The organism is Streptomyces sp. CB02923 (genome assembly GCF_001905005.1).
Lineage (GTDB): Bacteria > Actinomycetota > Actinomycetes > Streptomycetales > Streptomycetaceae > Streptomyces.
The window spans coordinates 406,132-423,217 of sequence record NZ_LWKZ01000001.1 but is presented as its reverse complement, the minus strand read 5'-3'; the positions used below and the strand labels follow the sequence as shown (position 1 = coordinate 423,217).

16 protein-coding genes are annotated in these 17,086 nt (G+C 71.1%); 7 read left to right on the top strand and 9 right to left on the bottom strand.

All coding sequences use genetic code 11. The annotated features are described in order from the left end of the window. The first annotated feature begins 87 nt into the window (after window positions 1-87). The 7 genes from A6A06_RS01865 to A6A06_RS01835 all read left to right on the top strand — a co-directional run bounded on the left by A6A06_RS01865 (window position 88) and on the right by A6A06_RS01835 (window position 9,899). Complete coding sequence (locus A6A06_RS01865) at window positions 88-3,330, top strand: type 2 lanthipeptide synthetase LanM family protein (RefSeq protein WP_073758107.1); 3,243 nt, start codon at window positions 88-90, stop codon at window positions 3,328-3,330. A gap of 74 nt (window positions 3,331-3,404) precedes the next feature. Next, window positions 3,405-4,355 (top strand): BTAD domain-containing putative transcriptional regulator, encoded by a 951-nt coding sequence (locus tag A6A06_RS01860; protein ID WP_079193735.1) that lies wholly within the window; start codon window positions 3,405-3,407, stop codon window positions 4,353-4,355. Window positions 4,356-4,489: 134 nt separating this feature from the next. Continuing rightward, window positions 4,490-5,560 (top strand): sulfotransferase family protein, encoded by a 1,071-nt coding sequence (locus A6A06_RS01855; RefSeq protein WP_073758105.1) that lies wholly within the window; start codon window positions 4,490-4,492, stop codon window positions 5,558-5,560. A gap of 4 nt (window positions 5,561-5,564) precedes the next feature. Next, complete coding sequence (gene cysD / locus A6A06_RS01850) at window positions 5,565-6,491, top strand: sulfate adenylyltransferase subunit CysD (protein ID WP_073758103.1); 927 nt, start codon at window positions 5,565-5,567, stop codon at window positions 6,489-6,491. Beyond that, complete coding sequence (locus A6A06_RS01845) at window positions 6,491-7,831, top strand: sulfate adenylyltransferase subunit 1 (RefSeq protein WP_073758101.1); 1,341 nt, start codon at window positions 6,491-6,493, stop codon at window positions 7,829-7,831. Before cysD ends, A6A06_RS01845 begins: the two co-directional genes overlap by 1 nt. Beyond that, window positions 7,828-9,291, top strand: coding sequence for an FAD/NAD(P)-binding protein (locus A6A06_RS01840; RefSeq protein ID WP_073758099.1), 1,464 nt, complete (start codon window positions 7,828-7,830; stop codon window positions 9,289-9,291). The genes A6A06_RS01845 and A6A06_RS01840 overlap by 4 nt, the downstream gene beginning before the upstream one ends. 125 nt (window positions 9,292-9,416) lie before the next feature. Further along, a complete protein-coding gene (locus A6A06_RS01835) occupies window positions 9,417-9,899 on the top strand; it encodes a hypothetical protein (RefSeq protein ID WP_073758097.1) in 483 nt (160 codons plus the stop codon). A gap of 108 nt (window positions 9,900-10,007) precedes the next feature. Here the strand turns inward: A6A06_RS01835 and A6A06_RS01830 are convergent, their stop codons facing one another. Genes A6A06_RS01830 through idi form a run of 9 tightly spaced genes read right to left on the bottom strand, consistent with a single transcriptional unit; the run spans window position 10,008 to window position 16,779 of the window. After that, on the bottom strand, window positions 10,008-10,610 hold the full coding sequence (locus A6A06_RS01830; RefSeq protein WP_073758095.1) for a hypothetical protein: 603 nt from the start codon (window positions 10,608-10,610) through the stop codon (window positions 10,008-10,010). Next, window positions 10,597-11,304: a hypothetical protein gene (locus A6A06_RS01825; RefSeq protein ID WP_073758093.1), complete on the bottom strand. Its 708-nt coding sequence runs from the start codon at window positions 11,302-11,304 to the stop codon at window positions 10,597-10,599. Before A6A06_RS01825 ends, A6A06_RS01830 begins: the two co-directional genes overlap by 14 nt. Window positions 11,305-11,310: 6 nt before the next feature. Further along, complete coding sequence (gene uppS / locus A6A06_RS01820; RefSeq protein ID WP_073758091.1) at window positions 11,311-12,012, bottom strand: polyprenyl diphosphate synthase; 702 nt, start codon at window positions 12,010-12,012, stop codon at window positions 11,311-11,313. Further along, window positions 12,009-12,719, bottom strand: a complete 711-nt coding sequence (locus A6A06_RS01815) for a hypothetical protein (protein ID WP_079193734.1) — start codon at window positions 12,717-12,719, stop codon at window positions 12,009-12,011. Before A6A06_RS01815 ends, uppS (A6A06_RS01820) begins: the two co-directional genes overlap by 4 nt. Then, a complete protein-coding gene (locus tag A6A06_RS01810; protein ID WP_079193807.1) occupies window positions 12,716-13,588 on the bottom strand; it encodes a hypothetical protein in 873 nt (290 codons plus the stop codon). The genes A6A06_RS01815 and A6A06_RS01810 overlap by 4 nt, the downstream gene beginning before the upstream one ends. A gap of 22 nt (window positions 13,589-13,610) precedes the next feature. Beyond that, entirely contained in the window at window positions 13,611-14,357 is a 747-nt protein-coding gene (gene uppS / locus A6A06_RS01805) for a polyprenyl diphosphate synthase (protein ID WP_073758087.1), read from the bottom strand. Further along, the gene (locus A6A06_RS01800; protein ID WP_073759648.1) at window positions 14,354-15,412 is read right to left on the bottom strand and encodes a polyprenyl synthetase family protein; all 1,059 of its coding nucleotides are present in this window, start codon (window positions 15,410-15,412) and stop codon (window positions 14,354-14,356) included. Before A6A06_RS01800 ends, uppS (A6A06_RS01805) begins: the two co-directional genes overlap by 4 nt. Window positions 15,413-15,470: 58 nt before the next feature. Continuing rightward, window positions 15,471-16,169 (bottom strand): hypothetical protein, encoded by a 699-nt coding sequence (locus A6A06_RS01795; RefSeq protein ID WP_242440522.1) that lies wholly within the window; start codon window positions 16,167-16,169, stop codon window positions 15,471-15,473. A gap of 43 nt (window positions 16,170-16,212) precedes the next feature. After that, the gene (idi, locus tag A6A06_RS01790; protein ID WP_073758085.1) at window positions 16,213-16,779 is read right to left on the bottom strand and encodes an isopentenyl-diphosphate Delta-isomerase; all 567 of its coding nucleotides are present in this window, start codon (window positions 16,777-16,779) and stop codon (window positions 16,213-16,215) included. Window positions 16,780-17,086: the final 307 nt, after the last annotated feature.

The following is a 17,086-nucleotide window of genomic DNA, read 5'->3' as shown; positions in this document are numbered from 1 at the left end:
ATCCGTGGTGGGCGGTCCTGTGACCGCCCACCACGCGATTTCGCCGGATTCGATGTCGACTGCTCAAGACGGAGTGCACGAGCCACCATGACAGTCAAGCGCACGGTACACCTCACCGGTACGGACAACGCGGCCTACAGCTACGAGCGCCTTCCGCCGAGCGGCACCACACCATCGGACGAGGCGAAAGCCGCCGTGGTGCGGTGGCGCGAATCGGCGTTCATGTCCGAAAGTGCCTTCCGGCAGCGCTTGGCCCGTTCCGGAACGACGGCGGAAGAGTTCGCCGTGGCGATCACGGCAACGGACTTCGCCGTGCTGCCGGAGGCCATGTCCTGGACCGCGGAGCTGTCCGAGGTGCTCGCGCGCCCCGCGGAGGCGGAGGACACTCCGCGGTTCACGACGAAGATGTTCGCCGAGGTGTTCCCCCGGCTCCCGTTCGAGGGCCTGCTCGGCAGCTTCCTCGGGTACTTCGAGGAGCGGTTGCTGGCCGAGCTGGCGGACGGCCCGGACGTCCTGACCAAGCTGGCCGGGCGGCTGCGCGCGGACCTGCTGGGCGCGCTGGCCAACCGCCTGCTGCGGGTGAGCGCCCGCACTCTCGTCCTCGAACTGAACGTCGCCCGGACCGAAGGCGTCCTCGAAGGCGGCACCCCGCACGAGCGCTACGACTGGTACGCCGGGCAGATCCTGCCCGCCACCTCCTACCGGCAGCGGCTCTTCACGGAATACCCCGTACTGGGACGCTCCATGATCGAGGCCGGGAACCAGTGGACCGCGCACATCGCCGAACTGCTGCGGCGCCTGGTGGCGGACGAACGGCTGCTGCGGGACGCGGGTCTGACCACCACCTCGGCCGACAGCCTGGCCGGCCTCGGCCTGGATCTCGGCGACAGCCACCACCGCGGCCGCTCCGTCGCCCTCCTCACGTTCGACGACGGCACCCGACTGGTGTACAAACCCCGGTCCGTGGCGACGGAAGCGGCCTACCGCGCCCTGGTGGACACCGTCAACGCGTACGGCCCGCCCCTGGAGAACACGGGCATGCGGGTCCTGGAGCGGGACGACTACGGCTGGTGCGAGTACATCGACCACACCCCCTGCGCCACCCGCCGGGACATCGAGGACTTCTACTGGCGGACGGGCAGCACGCTGGCCATCCTGATGACCGTGGGAGCCATCGACTTCCACCTGGAGAACATCATCGCCGCCGGGCCGTTTCCCGTGCCCATCGACCTGGAGACCATCTTCCAGCAGACCGCCCAGCCGGAGGGCGAGGTGGTCACCGCGCACCACAAGGCGATGAACACCCTGTTCCAGGGCGTACTCGCCACGGGAGTCCTCCCGGCGCGCGTCTTCGGCGACCGACGGGTGGAGGGCGTGGACCTCAGCGCCATAGGCGGCGGAGCGATCACGCGCACCACCCGCCCGGTCCCCACCCTCGTGGACTCCTACCAGGACACCATGCGCCTGGAGGCCCGCCTCGCGCAGATGAGCGGAGCCAAGAACCGCCCGTTCGGCGAAGGGCTGGAGGTCCGGCCCGAAGACCACCGGGAGCGGGTCGTCGCCGGGTTCCACGACACGTACGAGATCATCGAGCGGCACCGCGACCGGTTCCGCCACCTGCTCGACGACTCGGCGGACATCGAGATCCGGCACCTCGCCCGGCTCACCCGCCGCTACAGCCTCTTCCTGACCGAGAGCTACCACCCCGACTACCTGCGCAACGCGCTGGACCGGGAGCGCCTGCTGGACAAGCTGTGGGCGACCGCCGAGACCCGCCCGGACCTGATCCCTCTCGTGGACAGCGAGAAGCGCCAGCTGATCAGCGGTGACGTGCCGTGCTTCCGCACCCGGCCGGCCGCCACGGAGATCCACGCGCCGGGCTACGGACCCCTGGGCGCGTTCTTCGAGGAGCCGAGCCTCGCCGGTGTCCGCACGAAGCTGGACGGCTTCGGGGAGGCCCACCGGCAGGGCCAGGAACGCATCATCCGCGAGACGCTGAGCACCCTCCTCAAAGGACAGCGGCGTCCGCAGTGGCGTCCCGCGCCGGACGCGCCGGAAATCGGCACCCAGGACGCGGCATCCCTGGCCCGGGGCCTGGCCACCCAACTGGCCGACCGTGCCCTGCTCGGCACGGAGGACTGCAGCTGGCTCGGCGTGAGCCTGGACGGCGGCCGTGAGGACTCGCTCACCTACCGGCCGGTCGGCACCACGCTGTACGACGGACTCGCCGGCTTCGCCGTGACGTTCGGCTACGCGGCTTCCCTCTTCCAGGACGACCGCTACCTGGACCTGGCGCGCCGCTGCACGGTACCGATGCTGGACCACCTCAGGGACATCCGGGACAACGGGATCGCCGACACCGCCGGTGCCTTCGACGGCATCGCGGGCCTGCTGTACGCGCTCGACCACATGGCGCACGTCACCGGGGAGCCGGACTTCGCGGAGCACATCGAGAGCTTCGTGCCCGTACTGCGCCGGGCAGCCGAGGAGGAGCAGTCGCCGGACGTCATCGGAGGGCTGGCCGGCTGCGCCGTCGTCGCCGTCAACCTGCACCGCCGCTACGGGCACCGGCAGTTGCGCGACATCGCCGCGCTGTGCGCCCAGCGCCTGGTGGAGACCCAGGTGGACGTCGAGGGGACCGCGGGGTGGCGCCCGGCCGAGAAGTCCGACCCGCTGGGCGGCTTCTCGCACGGCTCCGCGGGCATCGCCTGGGCACTGTCCGAGCTGTCCGCCTTCCTCGGATCCGCCGAACTGGCCGAACTGGCCGACCGGGCGGCGGAGTTCGACCGGCGGCTGTACCTTCCGGAGCAGCGCCGGTGGCGGGACCTCCGGCAGGACCTGGACGTCGGCACGAAGGCGTCGCTGACCGCGTCCAACTGGTGGTGCAACGGAGGCGTGGGGGTCGGCATGTCCCGGCTCCTGATGCTGCGCGCCCGGGAGGACGCCGTACTCCGGGCGGAAGCCGGTACGGCGCTGGCGGAGACCTACGCCGGTGAGTTCGGCCGCAACCACAGCCTGTGCCACGGGGACCTCGGGAACCTGGAGCTGTTCACCCTGGCGGGCGATGTCCTCGCGGATGCCGCGTCGCCGGAGCCGTGGCGACGGGCCAGGGAGGAGATCGCGCACGGCGTACTGGCCCAGGTGAAGTCGGCGGGGGCGATCTCCGGTGTGCCGGCCGGGGAGATCGACGTACCGGGCCTGATGATCGGCACGGCCGGGGTGTGCCTGGGGCTGATGCGGCTGGCCGCTCCCCGCCAGGTCCCCGGTGTGCTGTGGCTGGAGTCGCCGGACCGGCTGACACAGGAGACCACGTCCGGGCACCGGACCTGAAAGTTCCGGGTGCCGGGCTTTCGGGGTTTCGCCCCTTGTTGTCCTGCGGCTTTTCGCGGGCCCGTAGCCGCCTGATGTGCGGCCGTAATGACCGCGGGCCACCGCCTGAAATATACATGCAATATTCGGAGGAGTTGATATATGATGCGGCGATAACGGAAACGATCGTGCAGCGGGGGCGCGGTATGCAGAGTTCCGTTTGCCTGCCTCTGCGTAAGTGGAGGGAAACCGTGGAGATACGGCTCTTGGGAACCGTGGAGGTTCTGGGCGACGACGGGGGGATCCTTCCGATACAGGCTCCGATGCTGCGTACGACTTTGGCCGCACTGGCACTCAGGGCCGGCCGCGTCGTCCCCACGGAGGAGCTCGCCGATCAGCTGTGGGGCGTCAAGACGCCCGCTACCGCACGGGTTACTCTGCGTAATCACATAAAGCGTCTCAGGAAAATACTTCCGGCCGGGCGCATTCACACCGAGTCCGGCGGATATCGCCTGGCCGCCGAACTCTACGAGATAGACGTGGAGAGATTCCGCAGGATGTTGTTACTCTCCCGGAAACTGAGCCGGGAAGCGCTGCGCGAGGCAGCGGACACCCTGGACGAGGCACTGGTGCTGTGGCGCGGCACACCGCTCACCGACCTCGTCGACAGCCCGTTGCGCGTGTTCGAGCAGCCCAGGCTGGAGGACATCTACCTCACCGCGGTGGAGGAGCGCTTCGCCCTCGGTCTCGACCTGGGCGACCACGAGAAGATCGTGGACGAGATCATGGTGATGGCCCGCGGGCATTACGCGCGGGAACGGCTGACGTATCAGCTCATGACGGCGCTGTACCGCTGCGGGCGCACGGCCGAGGCGCTGGCCGCCTTCAGGGCGACGCGGGAGCGGATGGTCGACGAACTCGGCATCGAACCGACCGCCCCGCTGCGGGAGCTGGAGCAGGCCATTCTCAGGTCCGACCCCGCGCTGACACTGAACCTCGCCGCCGCCGCGACCTCTCCGTGCCTGTCGGCGGGCGGCGGCGCCTGACCCGGCCGGGTGCCGCTTCCCCGCGGACCGCCCGCGAAGCGGTCCGGGCGCGGAAGAAGGTGTGACGGGTACCGGTCGCGGCCACCGGGCCGCCGCCGACGGAGGACGGACCCTTACATCGGACTGGAGCAAGCATGCGGCCATTGACCTTCATCGTCGGAACGGGCCGGAGCGGTTCGACCGCGCTGTCCCGGATCATCAATCTCCATCCGGACGTCCTCAGCATCAACGAACTGTTCACCTCATTGGGGCGAGCCGAAGCGGTACCGCGGAAAGACATCACGGGGGAGGAGTTCTGGGAACTTCTGGCCCGCCCCAGCCCCGGGCACGACGCACTCGTCCGCAACGGCGCACAGATCGCCGAGTTCCTCTACCTCCGGCGCCCGGGACGATTCACGGTCGAGGGCACCGGAATTCCCGCACTGTCCATGATGGTGCTGCCACATCTGACGGACGACCCCGACGGCCTCTTCGACGCACTTGCCCACGAAATATGCGCATGGCCACGCAGGCCGGCCGGACAGCATTTCGAAGCGTTCTTCGACACGCTCTGCGAATGGCGGGACAGGACGGTGGCCGTCGAACGTTCCGGTTATTCACTGCACTGGGTCCCGCAGTTGCGCGCGGCGTTTCCCGGGGCGAAGTTCGTTCACCTGTTCCGCGACGGCCCCGACTGCGCCGTTTCCATGAGCCGCCACCCCGGCTTCCGGATGATCGCACTGACGGCGGAGATACTCGGCCTGACCGGCGCCGCGTCGGTCGCCGAGCTGACCGGAAGCCAGGTCGACGCGTTGCCGCCCGATCTGAGGGAACTCATGACCCGCCGATTCGACCCCCGCTGGGTGGTCGAGCACGAGATCTCACCCGCCAGGCTCGGGCGCCTGTGGTCGCGCAGTGTCGTGGACGGCGTGCGGCACCTGGAACAGGTACCGGCGGACCACCGTACGTCGCTCGGCTACGAGGCGCTCCTGGACGACCCGGAACGGGAACTGACCCGCCTGGCCGCCTTCATCGGGGTCGCACCGCTGCCCGACTGGCTGGCCGCCGGGCAGGCGCTGCTCGACGGCGGCAGGCGGGGCAGCGCTCTGCGCCTTCCCGCGGAGGAACTCACCGCACTCCGCGAGAGCTGCCGACCGGGCACGCTCGCCCTCCGGCACAGTGAGCCACGTGCCGATGCCGCCGTGAACTCGTCCGCTTCCCGGTGAAGGCGTGAAAGTCATCGAGAGGGACGTCGGCACCCCGTATGCGCTGAGTCATCTGGATGCGCTGGAGTCGGAGGCGGTGCACATCTTCCGTGAGGTGGCGGGGGAGTTCGAGCGGCCGGTGATCCTCTTCTCCGGCGGCAAGGACTCCATCCTGATGCTGCACCTGGCCCTGAAGGCCTTCGCCCCCGCGCCGGTGCCGTTCGCGCTGCTGCACGTCGACACCGGCCACAACTTCCCCGAAGTCCTCGACTACCGCGACCGCACGGTGGCCCGGCATGGCCTGCGCCTGCACGTCGCCTCCGTCCAGGACTTCATCGACCGCGGCGAGCTGCGCGAGCGCCCCGACGGCACCCGCAACCCGCTGCAGACCGTGCCGCTGCTGCACGCCATCGAAGCGAACCGCTTCGACGCCGTCTTCGGCGGCGGACGCCGGGACGAGGAAAAAGCCCGCGCCAAGGAACGCGTCTTCTCCCTGCGTGACGAGTTCGGCGGCTGGGACCCGCGCCGCCAGCGCCCCGAACTGTGGCAGCTCTACAACGGCCGCCACTCACCCGGCGAACACGTGCGCGTCTTCCCCCTGTCGAACTGGACCGAACTGGACGTGTGGCAGTACATCGCCCGCGAAAAAATCGAACTGCCCGCCATCTACTACGCCCACCAGCGCCAGGTCTTCGCCCGCGGCGGCATGTGGCTGGCGCCCGGCGCCTGGGGCGGCCCCAGGGACGGCGAGCGGGTCGAGACGCGGCAGGTGCGCTACCGCACCGTCGGCGACATGTCCTGCACCGGCGCCGTCGACTCCGACGCGGCCACCATCGAGGCCGTCATCGCCGAGATCGCCGCCTCCCGCCTGACCGAGCGGGGCGCCACCCGGGCCGACGACAAACTGTCCGAGGCCGCCATGGAGGACCGCAAGCGCGAGGGGTACTTCTAATGAGCACGATTGTCGATCCGGTCGACGTGGCCGGTACGGCCGCCACCTCGCTGCTGCGCTTCGCCACCGCCGGCTCGGTGGACGACGGCAAGTCCACGCTGGTGGGGCGGCTGCTGCACGATTCGAAGTCGGTGCTGGCCGACCAGCTCGAAGCGGTCGAGCGGGCCTCGCTGGGCCGCGGCCAGGAGGCGCCCGACCTGGCCCTTTTGACCGACGGGCTGCGGGCCGAGCGGGAGCAGGGCATCACCATCGATGTCGCCTACCGCTACTTCGCCACGCCCCGGCGCCGCTTCATCCTCGCCGACACCCCCGGCCATGTGCAGTACACCCGCAACATGGTCACCGGCGCCTCCACCGCCGAGCTGGCCGTGGTGCTGGTCGACGCCCGCCACGGCGTCGTCGAGCAGACCCGCCGCCACGCCGCCGTCGCCGCCCTGCTGCGCGTCCCCCACGTCGTCCTGGCCGTCAACAAGATGGACCTGGCCGCCTACGCCGAGCCGGTCTTCGCGGCCATCGCCGCGGAGTTCACCACGTACGCCGCCTCGCTGGGCGTACCGGAGATCACCGCCATCCCGATCTCCGCGCTGGCCGGCGACAACGTCGTGACCCCGTCCACCAACATGGACTGGTACGGCGGGCCGACCGTGCTGGAGCACCTGGAGAGCGTGCCGGTGGTGGCCGACCCTTCCGAGGACCCGGCGCGCTTCCCGGTGCAGTACGTCATCCGCCCGCAGACTCCCGAACTGCCCGACTACCGCGGCTACGCGGGGCAGATCGCCTCGGGTGTGCTGCGCACCGGCGACGCGGTGACCGTCCTGCCGTCGGGCCGGACCAGCACCGTGGCGGCGCTGGACGTGCTGGGCCAGGCGGTGGACGTGGCCTGGGCGCCGCAGTCGGTGACCGTCCGCCTCGCCGACGACCTGGACATCTCCCGCGGCGACCTGATCGCCCCGGCCGCCGCGCCGCCCGCCGTCACCCGCGACATCGAGGCCACCGTCTGCCACGTCGCCGACCAGCCCCTGAGGGCCGGCCAGCGGGTCCTGCTCAAACACACCACCCGCACCGTCAAAGCCCTCGTCAAAACCATCCCCTCCCGGCTGACCCTCGACGACCTCTCCCAGCACCCGGCGCCCGGCGAACTGGCCGCCAACGACATCGGCCGCATCGTGCTGCGCACCGCCGAACCCCTCGCCCTGGACCCCTACGCCGACTCCCGGCGTACCGGATCGTTCCTGCTCATCGACCCCGCCGACGGCACCACGCTGACCGCAGGAATGGCCGGAACGGCCTTCCCGGCCAGCGCCCGGGGCCCGGCGCGCGGCGGCAGGACGGCGGCATGAGCGGCGGCGGCATGAGCGGCGACGCGACCGCGCCGCACCTCGCCGTCGCGGTCATCGGCGCGGGGGCCGCGGGCTGCCTGGTGGCGGCCCGGCTGATCCAGCACGCCGGGCGCCGTGGCACCCGGCTGGACCTGTGGCTCATCGATCCGGCCCATGACAGCGGCCGCGGGACCGCGTACCGGACGGATGACCTCCGGCATCTGCTCAACGTGCCCGCGGGGCGGATGAGCGCGTTCGCCGAAGACCGTGACCACTTCGTCCGCTGGCTCACCGGCCGGCACCCCCGGTACGCCGATCCCGACGCCTTCGTTCCCCGTGCCCTGTACGGCAGTTACCTGGCGGAGGTCCTGGAGGACGCCGCCGTACGCGGCACATCCGCGCGGCTGCGCCGCGTGCACGAGCGGGCCGTCGGTGCGCAGAGACGCGGAACGTCCGTGGTGTGCCGCCTGGATTCGGGGCGCACCGTCCGGGCGGACGCCGTCGTCCTGGCCGTGGGGAGCCCGGCACCCGGATGCGACTGGGTTCCCCGCGCGCTGCGGACGTCGGACCGCTTCGTGCTGTCCCCCTGGGCACCGGGGGCGCTCGCCTCCGTACCGCACGACGCCGATGTGCTGCTCGTCGGGACGGGGCTGACCATGGTCGACGCGGCCCTCAGCCTGGAGCGGCCCGGCCGGCTGCTGACGGCGGTGTCCCGCAGCGGCCTCCTCCCGCACCCGCACGCCCCGGCGCCCCTGCCACCGGTGCCGCCGCCCGCCGTCACCGGCCGTGCCGGACTCGGCGCGCTCCGCCGTGAGGTGCTGGCGCAGGTCTCCCGCAGCAGGCATCGGCACGGCGACTGGCGGCCGGGTTTCGACAGTCTGCGGCCGCTCACGTCGTCCCTGTGGCGACAGCTGTCCACGGCCGACCGCAGGCGGTTCCTCACCGATCACCTGCGGCTGTGGGAAGTCCACCGGCACCGCATGGCGCCGCCGACCGCCGCCGCACTGGACCGGGCACGGGACCGCGGCCGGCTGCGGATGCGCGCCGGCGAGGTGGCCGACGCGCTCGTGACGCGGGACGGCGTCCGGGTGAGCCTGACGGACGGTACGGCCGTCGAGGTCGGCGCCGTGGTGAACTGCACCGGGTCGCAGCCCGATCCGAGCGCCGTCGACGATCCGCTCCTGCGGGACCTGCTGGAGTCGGGGCGGGCCCGGCCGCACCCCACCGGGCTGGGATTCGACATCCTGGACGACGGTCGGCTGCGCGACGGGCGGACGGACACGGCCGCTTCGATATGGACCATCGGAGCGCTCCGCCGGGGCGAGCTCCTGGAGAGTACGGCCATTCCGGAGATACGCGTACAGGCGGACGAGATTGCCGGTGCGATCACCGCCGTGCCACGTTCCCGGCGCCCCGGGGACGGAATTCCGCAATGGCGCGGAATCAGCTTTGCCCGAGGCGGTTGGCCACATCGCGGCTAGCTATTCATGTGCGTTTTCCCTAGGCTGCACAACGGCGATGGAGGGAATGCCTCATCGCCTTGTGTTCGCTACATCTTCAGTCGGAGAGGTGTACGATGCGAAAACTGACGAGAATTGCCGCCGGTATGGGATTCACCCTCGCAGCCGCGGGGCTGACCATGGTGGCCGCGGCCGGTCCCGCGGCTGCCGGAACCGTTTCCCTCACCTATTCCTGCAGCGTCGGCGGCACCACCGTCGCCTACCCGGGAGCGGTCACCATCACCGCCCCTGCCACCGCCAAGGCCGGTGACGTCGTCACGCTCCAGGTCGACCTGGAACGTGAACCCCATGCCGCCCAGGACATCCCCGCACACGCCATCACCGGTCAGCTGACGATCGGCCTGGGCGGCGCCGGAACGGGTTCCGTCCAGGCCGCCGGGCTGACGAACCTCCAGGCCGTGCCGAAGGGCGGCGCGGTGGTGCTCAGCGGCAGCACGAGCGCCACGCTGTCCACCGCCGGAGACGTGACCTTCACACCCGCGGGCCTCCAGGTCGCCTTCAACGGGGCCGCCGCCACCTGCTCACCGGTCGGAGCCGTGGCCCCGGCCGCGACCACGACCGTCTCCTGACCCACGCCCCCACGGACGGAAGAGGGCCCACCAGCCGCGCTGCTGGTGGGCCCCCTTCACGCGCCGCGACGGCCCGCCGTACGCCGGGCAGTAGCGGCTGCCCGGTGCTCAGGCACCGGACGGCAGGGACTCCCGCCGGGCTTCGATGGCCCGGCCGAGCAGGTTCCGGGCCCGGTCGGCCGCCTCCCGGTACTCGGCCGCGGTCAGCCGGCGGCCCGGGGCCCCGGCGGCGCCCTGCGTGATGACCAACTGCACCGCGTCGTCCGACTGCTGCACGGAATGCAGGGTCCCGGGGTGGCACGCGTAGACGCTCTCGGGGGAGAACTGCCGCACGTACCAGGGCGTGTCCTCGTCCACGTCGCCGGCGTGGCGGAACGCCTCCAGCTCCATGGTCCCGCCGAGGGTGAGGACGACCGCCTTCTCCGCGGGATCGCGCGGCACGGCGTCCCCTTCACCCCGCATTCTCAGATGGACGGAGTAATTCTCCGCCTGGTCGGACGCGAGAAACACATGAGTGAGGCCATGACCGGTGGTCGACTCCAGCGCATGCGTTTCCCGGTCGGCGCTCTGCAGCAGGGACCGGGCGTGTGCCAGTGCGGGCTCCAGCCAGTTCCCGTTGAATATCTCCGGATCGGCGGGTACGTCGTAAGGGGACGAGGTCTGCCCCAGCAATTGGACGACCGGCTGGATGTGGAATTCAGGCGACGGCATGGGGTGGCCTCTCCTTGGCAATGATTCCGCGCTGTTCGAGATCGGCCCGTACCGCGTGGAACTGGTCGGGCGAGAGCGGTACCGAACCCTGGTGGCTCCGGCCCCCGGGCCGCGGTGCCTCGTATCCGTCGAGGAGGTGCAGCATGTCACCGGCCGCGTGCCACCGGCTCTGGCGCTTCGGGCCCCGCAGGAAGAGGGAGACCGTGTCCGGCATGACGATGGTCTGGTGCACCAGGGAATGCTGGAACGTGTAACAGCTGCCCGGACGTTCCAGCGCGACGACCCCCGCTGCCAGGTCCCGCGAGGTGAACTCGCCCGAACAGGTCGCGTCCGTCCGCCGGTTCCACACGTGGACGTACCCGCCGGCCAGAACGTAAGCGCTGAAAGGGTATTTGTGGTCGTGCGGCACCAGGTCGCGCTCGCGTCCGGTGAAGGCGTGCAGCCGCAGCTGGCAGCGGCGCTCCGGGTCCTCGTAGAGGCAGAGTTTGCTCATCAGCGGGTGGCTTTCCGAGCGCCCGAACCGCCGGGGGTCCCGCTCGGTCCCGCGCACCAGCTCCGTCAGCAGTCCACGGTCCGCGGCCAGCCGGCCGAGCAGACCGCGGCACTGGCGGGCGCTCTTGCGCGGATCGTCCCAGTCGATCCGGGAGATCTCCTCGGTCAGGTGGCGGACAGCCGGTCCTGGACTGTTCGTCATTCCCCCTCACTTTCCGAATCTGCGGTGTCGGTGGGCGTACGCTCCCAGCGCCGCCAGGAGGTGTTCGCGGGTGAAGTCGGGCGCCGGAACACCGGCGAAGTGGAACTCCGCGTACGCGGCGTGCCAGGGCAGCACGCCCGCCGGGCGCCGGCTGCCGGAGGTGCGGATCACCAGGTCCACGGGGGGCAGCGCCGCGCTCGGCAGGTGGGCGCCGAGCCGCTCGCTGTCCAGCCGCGAGGCGATCTTCCCGAGGTCCTCTCCTTCCTCCTGCGCCGTGTGCAGCATCGCCCGTACGGCCTGCACGATCTCCGCCCGGCCCTCGTAGCCCAGTACGAGGTTGACCCCGAACCGGCCGGGGACGCTCCGCGTGTCGAACCGGGACTCCGACAACTCCTTGGCCAGCCGGTCGGGCAGCCGCGACAAGTCGCCGACGTGCCGCAGTGTGACCTCACCCGTGCCGGACCGGGGATGCCGGATGCCGTCGATGACCCGGCGCCACAACGAGGCGGTCCACTCCTCGTCGAGCCCGGGGCCCGGCGGCGCGGGCACGTACAGGGTGACCTCCGCGACGCCCTCGGCGTGGCACCAGGCGGCCACGTCGACCTGCTTGGTGAAACTGCGCCGGTACGCCTCGCTCTCCGGCTCGCCGTGCGCCGCGGCCCACGGCCCGTACCCGTCCAGGACGACCGCGATGTGCTGCGGAGTCATCGCGGCTCCCGCTCTCGCGGAACCGCGTCGATCAGTCCCTGCCGGACGAGCTGCGCGCACATGCCCCGGTACTCCTCGATGGTCACCGGCCGCTGGCCGTTGGCGTGCTTGGGCTTGCCCAGCTCCGACGGGAGGGGCCAGTCGTCGGCCTGCGGCAGCATGTCCATGGCGGCGTGGGACCGCTGCTTCGTCCGCGGGCCCCGCATGAAGAGCGTGACCGTACCGGGCAGCATGATCGTCTGGTGGATGAGCGGGCTGCCGAACGTGTAACACGTCCCCGGCCGTTCGACCGACACGATGCCGGGCCGGATGTCCTGGCTGGTGAACTCCCCCTCGGCGGTGCCGGTACGCCGCCGCCACACATGGACGTACGCCCCGGCCAGCACATACGCCGTGAAGCTGTACTTGTGGTCGTGGGGCACCAGCTCCCGCGAGCCGGGCGACATGTGGAGCCGGACCTGGAAGTGCCGGGCGTCGTCCTGGTACAGGATGAGCCGGTTGATCAGCGGATGGATCTCGCTGGTCGCCAGCCGTACGGGATCGTGCTCGATCTCGGCGACCAGCCGGCTCAGCAGCCCCCGGTCACCGGCCAGGCGGTCCAGCACCGAGCGGCACCGGCGGTGCGCGTCGCGCAGGTCGTCCCAGTCGAAGGGCGGCAGCTCGTCGATCCAGTGCGGACCGGCGTACGGGACACAGGCGGAGGTCACGAGGCGGGCCCTTTCGTCAGGGTGTCCTTGGCGGCGAGGATCCGCTCGACTCCGGCTCGTACGCCGTCCTCCTCGCCGCTGGGGGAAAGATCCAGGTCCAGGCACTGCCAGCGCTTGCCGATGTCCTCGAAGACCGTCTGGCTGTCGCGTTGCAGCTCCAGGTACGACTCGCGTCCGGCCGGCCGTCCCGTCGGCCCGAAGTGCTCCATCCCGCCCACCCGGCCGTGCTGCGCCACCCGGCGCGCGTAGGCGACCTCCGGGGCGACCCGCACCAGCACGGGAAGAGACGTTTGTGCGGGCGGCTGCAACAGCGTCATCGCCAGTTCCAGCACCGCGTCCAGCGACACACGCGCCTCGTCCAGCGGATCCAGCAGGGAACGCGCCAGCAGGTACTGCTTCACCACCATCTTGATCCCGTGCGTGTCCTCGACGACGGTCCGGCCCGCCGCCACGGCGGGCTCCACCACCGCCCGGCGGAACATCAGGTGCCCGGCGACCTCGCACAGCATGGAAGCCATCAGCGCGTGCGGACTGTTGCCCGTGATGGCCGCGTCGTTCAGCGTCCGCTCGAACTCCGGGGCCAGCAGGTCCCCGGCGGGCGGCGGGAAGCTCCGGCCGAGCTGCCCGCCGCCCGCGACATCCGCGAAGCCGTAGAGGGTACGCAGCGACGCACCGTAGAGCGCCGCCATGGTGTCTCCGACGAAGCCCTCCGGACGCGTCTTGAGGTAGTGCCGTCGCGAGAGGAGGACGGCCGGCTCGTCCCGCGCCGCCAGCCGGTCCCGCAGCGCGCCCGCCAACGTGCTCTTGCCGGCGCCGTCAATACCGATGAGTGCCACGGCACAGCCCGGCACGGTCGATCCGAAGGGCATGTCGCACCCGTCCTGTTCCATGTCACGCGGCCGTCGCCCGCACGTGCCCGGCGGACGACGTCCTGTACTGCGCGAGTGCCTCCGACAGCTCGCGTCGGGAGAAGTCCGGCCAGTACACGGAGGTGAACGCGTACTCGGTGTGCATGCCGGACCACAGCAGGAAGCCGGAGGTGCGCTGCTCCCCGGAGGTACGGATGACCAGGTCGGGGGCCGGTACGCCGTTGCTGATGACCTCCGAGACGGCCCCCGCCGTGAGCCGCCGGGCGGCGTCGGCCGGTGAGCACCGCGCCGAGGCGTAGGTGCTCAGCAGGGTGCGGCAGGCGTCGACGATCTCCTGTTTGCCGCCGTAGCACACGGCGAGGTTGGCCAGCGGGCCGTCGACGCCGGCCGTGGCCGCGATCATGCGGTCCAGCGGGTCGAGGAAGCGCCGCCACGGGTGGCCCGGCACCCCCACCCGGTTCAGACGCCACCGCCCGCGCGCACGGAGGTCCTCGACGGTGGCGTAGATGATGCTCTCCAGGGCCGCCACCTCCGCCGGGGCGCGGCGCATGTTCTCCGTGGACAGCATCCACAGCGTGACGGTCCCGATGCCGGCGTCCTCGCACCAGCCCAGCACTTCGGGAATGCGTGCGAAGCCCGCCCGGTGACCGTCCACGGGGGACAGCCCGCGCGCACCGGCCCAGCGGCGGTTGCCGTCGAGGATGATGCCGAGGTGCTGCGGCACCGCCGCGCCGCCGGTCGCCGTCCCGGAGTCGGCCGGCGCGGTCAAAGCGACCGCTCCACGCCCCAGACCGGCACCTGCTCGAAGAAGGCCACGGCCTCCTCGCGCCAGCGGGGCCGCCAGCCGGCCGCCTCGGTGCACGCCTGCTCGGCGTAGTGGTGCATCCGCGTGCGCAGCTGCCGGTCGACTCCGTGCCGCTGCGCGATGGAGCGGATGGTGTCGACGTCCGCGTCCGTGCAGCCGGGGTTGCCCAGGGCCCGCTCCACCTCGGTGCGTTCGGACGCCGTCGCGGCGGCCAGGATCGCGCGGACGGCGTAGGTGCGCCGCCCGTCGCGTACGTCGGCGGTGGCCGGCTTGCCGGTGACCGCCTCGTCGCCGAACAGGCTCAGGTAGTCGTCACACATCTGCCCGGAGATGCCGAACAGCAGGGCGTAGCGGCGCAAGGTCGCGTCGTGGGCGGCCGGGTCCTCCCCGGCTGCCAGGAGGCCGAGCTGGAGGGGGGCCAGCGCGGACGAGCGGGACGCCTTGTACTCGGACACCGAGTTCAGCAGGTCCTCGGTCACCGGTCCCGGGAAGTCCCGTTCCAGGTCGAAGACCTGGCCCACGAACGTGGCCGCCGCCGCGCGGGTCTGCACGTCCACCATGGCGGCGCGCAGCCCGACGGGCAGATCGGCGTCGAGCAGCACCTGGAGGGACAGGAACGCCGCCAGGTCACCGGCCAGCAGGGCGAGCCCGAGAGCGGTCTGCGGGTGGTCGGGGAACTCCGCGCGATAGGCGTAATAGGTGGACGGCCCGCCGCGGCGGGTGGGCGCGTCGTCGATGATGTCGTCGTGCACCAGCAGGTGGCTCTGGAGGAGTTCGATGCTCAGCGCCGCTTCGTCGAGCCCCGGTACGTGGTCGGGGGTGACGAGCCGGGCGGCCTCGTACATGAAGGCCACCCGCTGCCGCTTGCCGCCCCGCAGGGACAGTTCCTGCAGCAGGTCCAGGCAGCGCGGGGTGAACCTGCTGAGCGGCGGGCCGTCGAAATCCTTCCGTAACGCGGCGAAGTAGTCCGCGAACAGGGTGCCGAAGTGTTCCTGGTAGTGGGCGATGCGTTTCTGCATCTCCCGCGTCACGCTGTCTTCGGTGTCCAAGGGGGTCGCCTTTCGGTCCGGTCGGATCTCAGCTGGTCAACTCCCTGGGCGGCGCTACGACGCCCAGGGAGGCCAGCCGCCGGCGCAGGCCGGTGTACTCGTCGAACGTGAGCCCTCGCGCGCCGTCGGTGTGGCGCTTGACCGGCTCGTCGGAGGGGTCCGGCGCCACGAGGGGCGCCAGCCGGCCGAGCATGTCCGTCGCGGCGTAGGACCTCGCCTGCTCGCGCGGCCCGCGCATGAACAGGGTGACGGTGTCGGCCTCCATCACCGTCTGGTGGATCAGCGTGTGCCCCAGGGTGTAGCAGGAGCCCGTACGCTCGACGCTCACCAGTCCCAGGGGAGCCTGGTCGGACGTGAACTCCCCGCTGTAGGGGGCCTGTCGGCGCCGCCACACGTGGGTGTAGGAGCCGCGCAGTATGTAGGTGGTGAACGCGTACTTGTGGTCGTGCGGGATGAGTTCGTTGGTGCCCGGGGACACGTGCAGCCGCAGGTAGACGCCGCGTTCGGGGTCGCGCCACAGCGTCAGCCGGTCCATCACCGGGTGGTGGTCGGCGTCGGCGAGCAGTTCCCGGTCGTGGGCCGGCCGGTCGACCAGCCAGGTGAGCAGGGTGCGGTCCGCGGCCAGCCGGCGCAGGACCGACCTGCACCGGACGTGTGCCGAGCGCAGGTCGCGCCAGTCGACGGTCTCGGCCCGGAGCCAGTGGTCCACAGGTGTGTCCGTCGGCATTCCGCTCCTTTCGAAGGGGCTGCGGTGACGCGCGGAACGCGGCCTACCAGCCGCCGGTCGGGTTCAGCCGCCGGATCGTCGGCCGGGCCGCCCGGAGGACGTCGTCGAACCAGCGGGAGAAGGGCGCCGAGGCGAGCCGGTCGTCGAGCTGTCCGGCGGTGACGAAGGCGGTGTCCGCGACTTCCGCCGGGTCGGGGGCCGGGCGGGCCTCCAGCAGTCCGACGAAGAGGTGGTTGAACTCGTGCTCGACCAGCCCGGACAGCGCGTCCGGATGCCGGTAGGTCACGGTCCCGGCCTCGGCCAGCAGCGCCGGGGCGACTCCCAGTTCCTGCCCGGTGCGCCGTACGGCCGCGTGGAACGGTGCCTCGTCCGGATAGGGGTGACCGCAGCACGCATTCGACCAGACGCCGGGCGAATGGTATTTCGACAGGGCGCGGCGTTGCAGCAGCATGCGGCCGTCGGAGTCGAACAGGAAAACCGAGAACGCCCGGTGGAGCTGCCCCGGAGGCTCGTGCGCGGACATCTTCTCCGCGATTCCGGTGGTGGTGCCCGACGGGTCCACCAGCTCCAGCAGAATGGTCTCCTCGGCGCCGGGAGAAAACGTCTTCACCGGTCGGTTTTCCGGTACGCCGGACTTGAGTGTCACTCGATACCCCCCGTTGTTCCCCACGGCATCACTTCAGGACTCTGACCGGGAAAAGGTAATTCCGGTCGGCCGAGTTCCGCTTTCCGGGCCCCCTGGGGAGCCGGCAGTGCCGAACTCCGGTGGCCGGTGGGTTGAGACGTATGCTCTGTGTGTCGACCTTTTCCTGTCAACCCCTTGTTCATCCAAGAGATCGCCACGCCCTCGCGTAATCGGCGGGCGGTTCGGTGCCGGAATTCAGGGCTTCGGCAGGTGGGGGACGGCGGAATGTTCC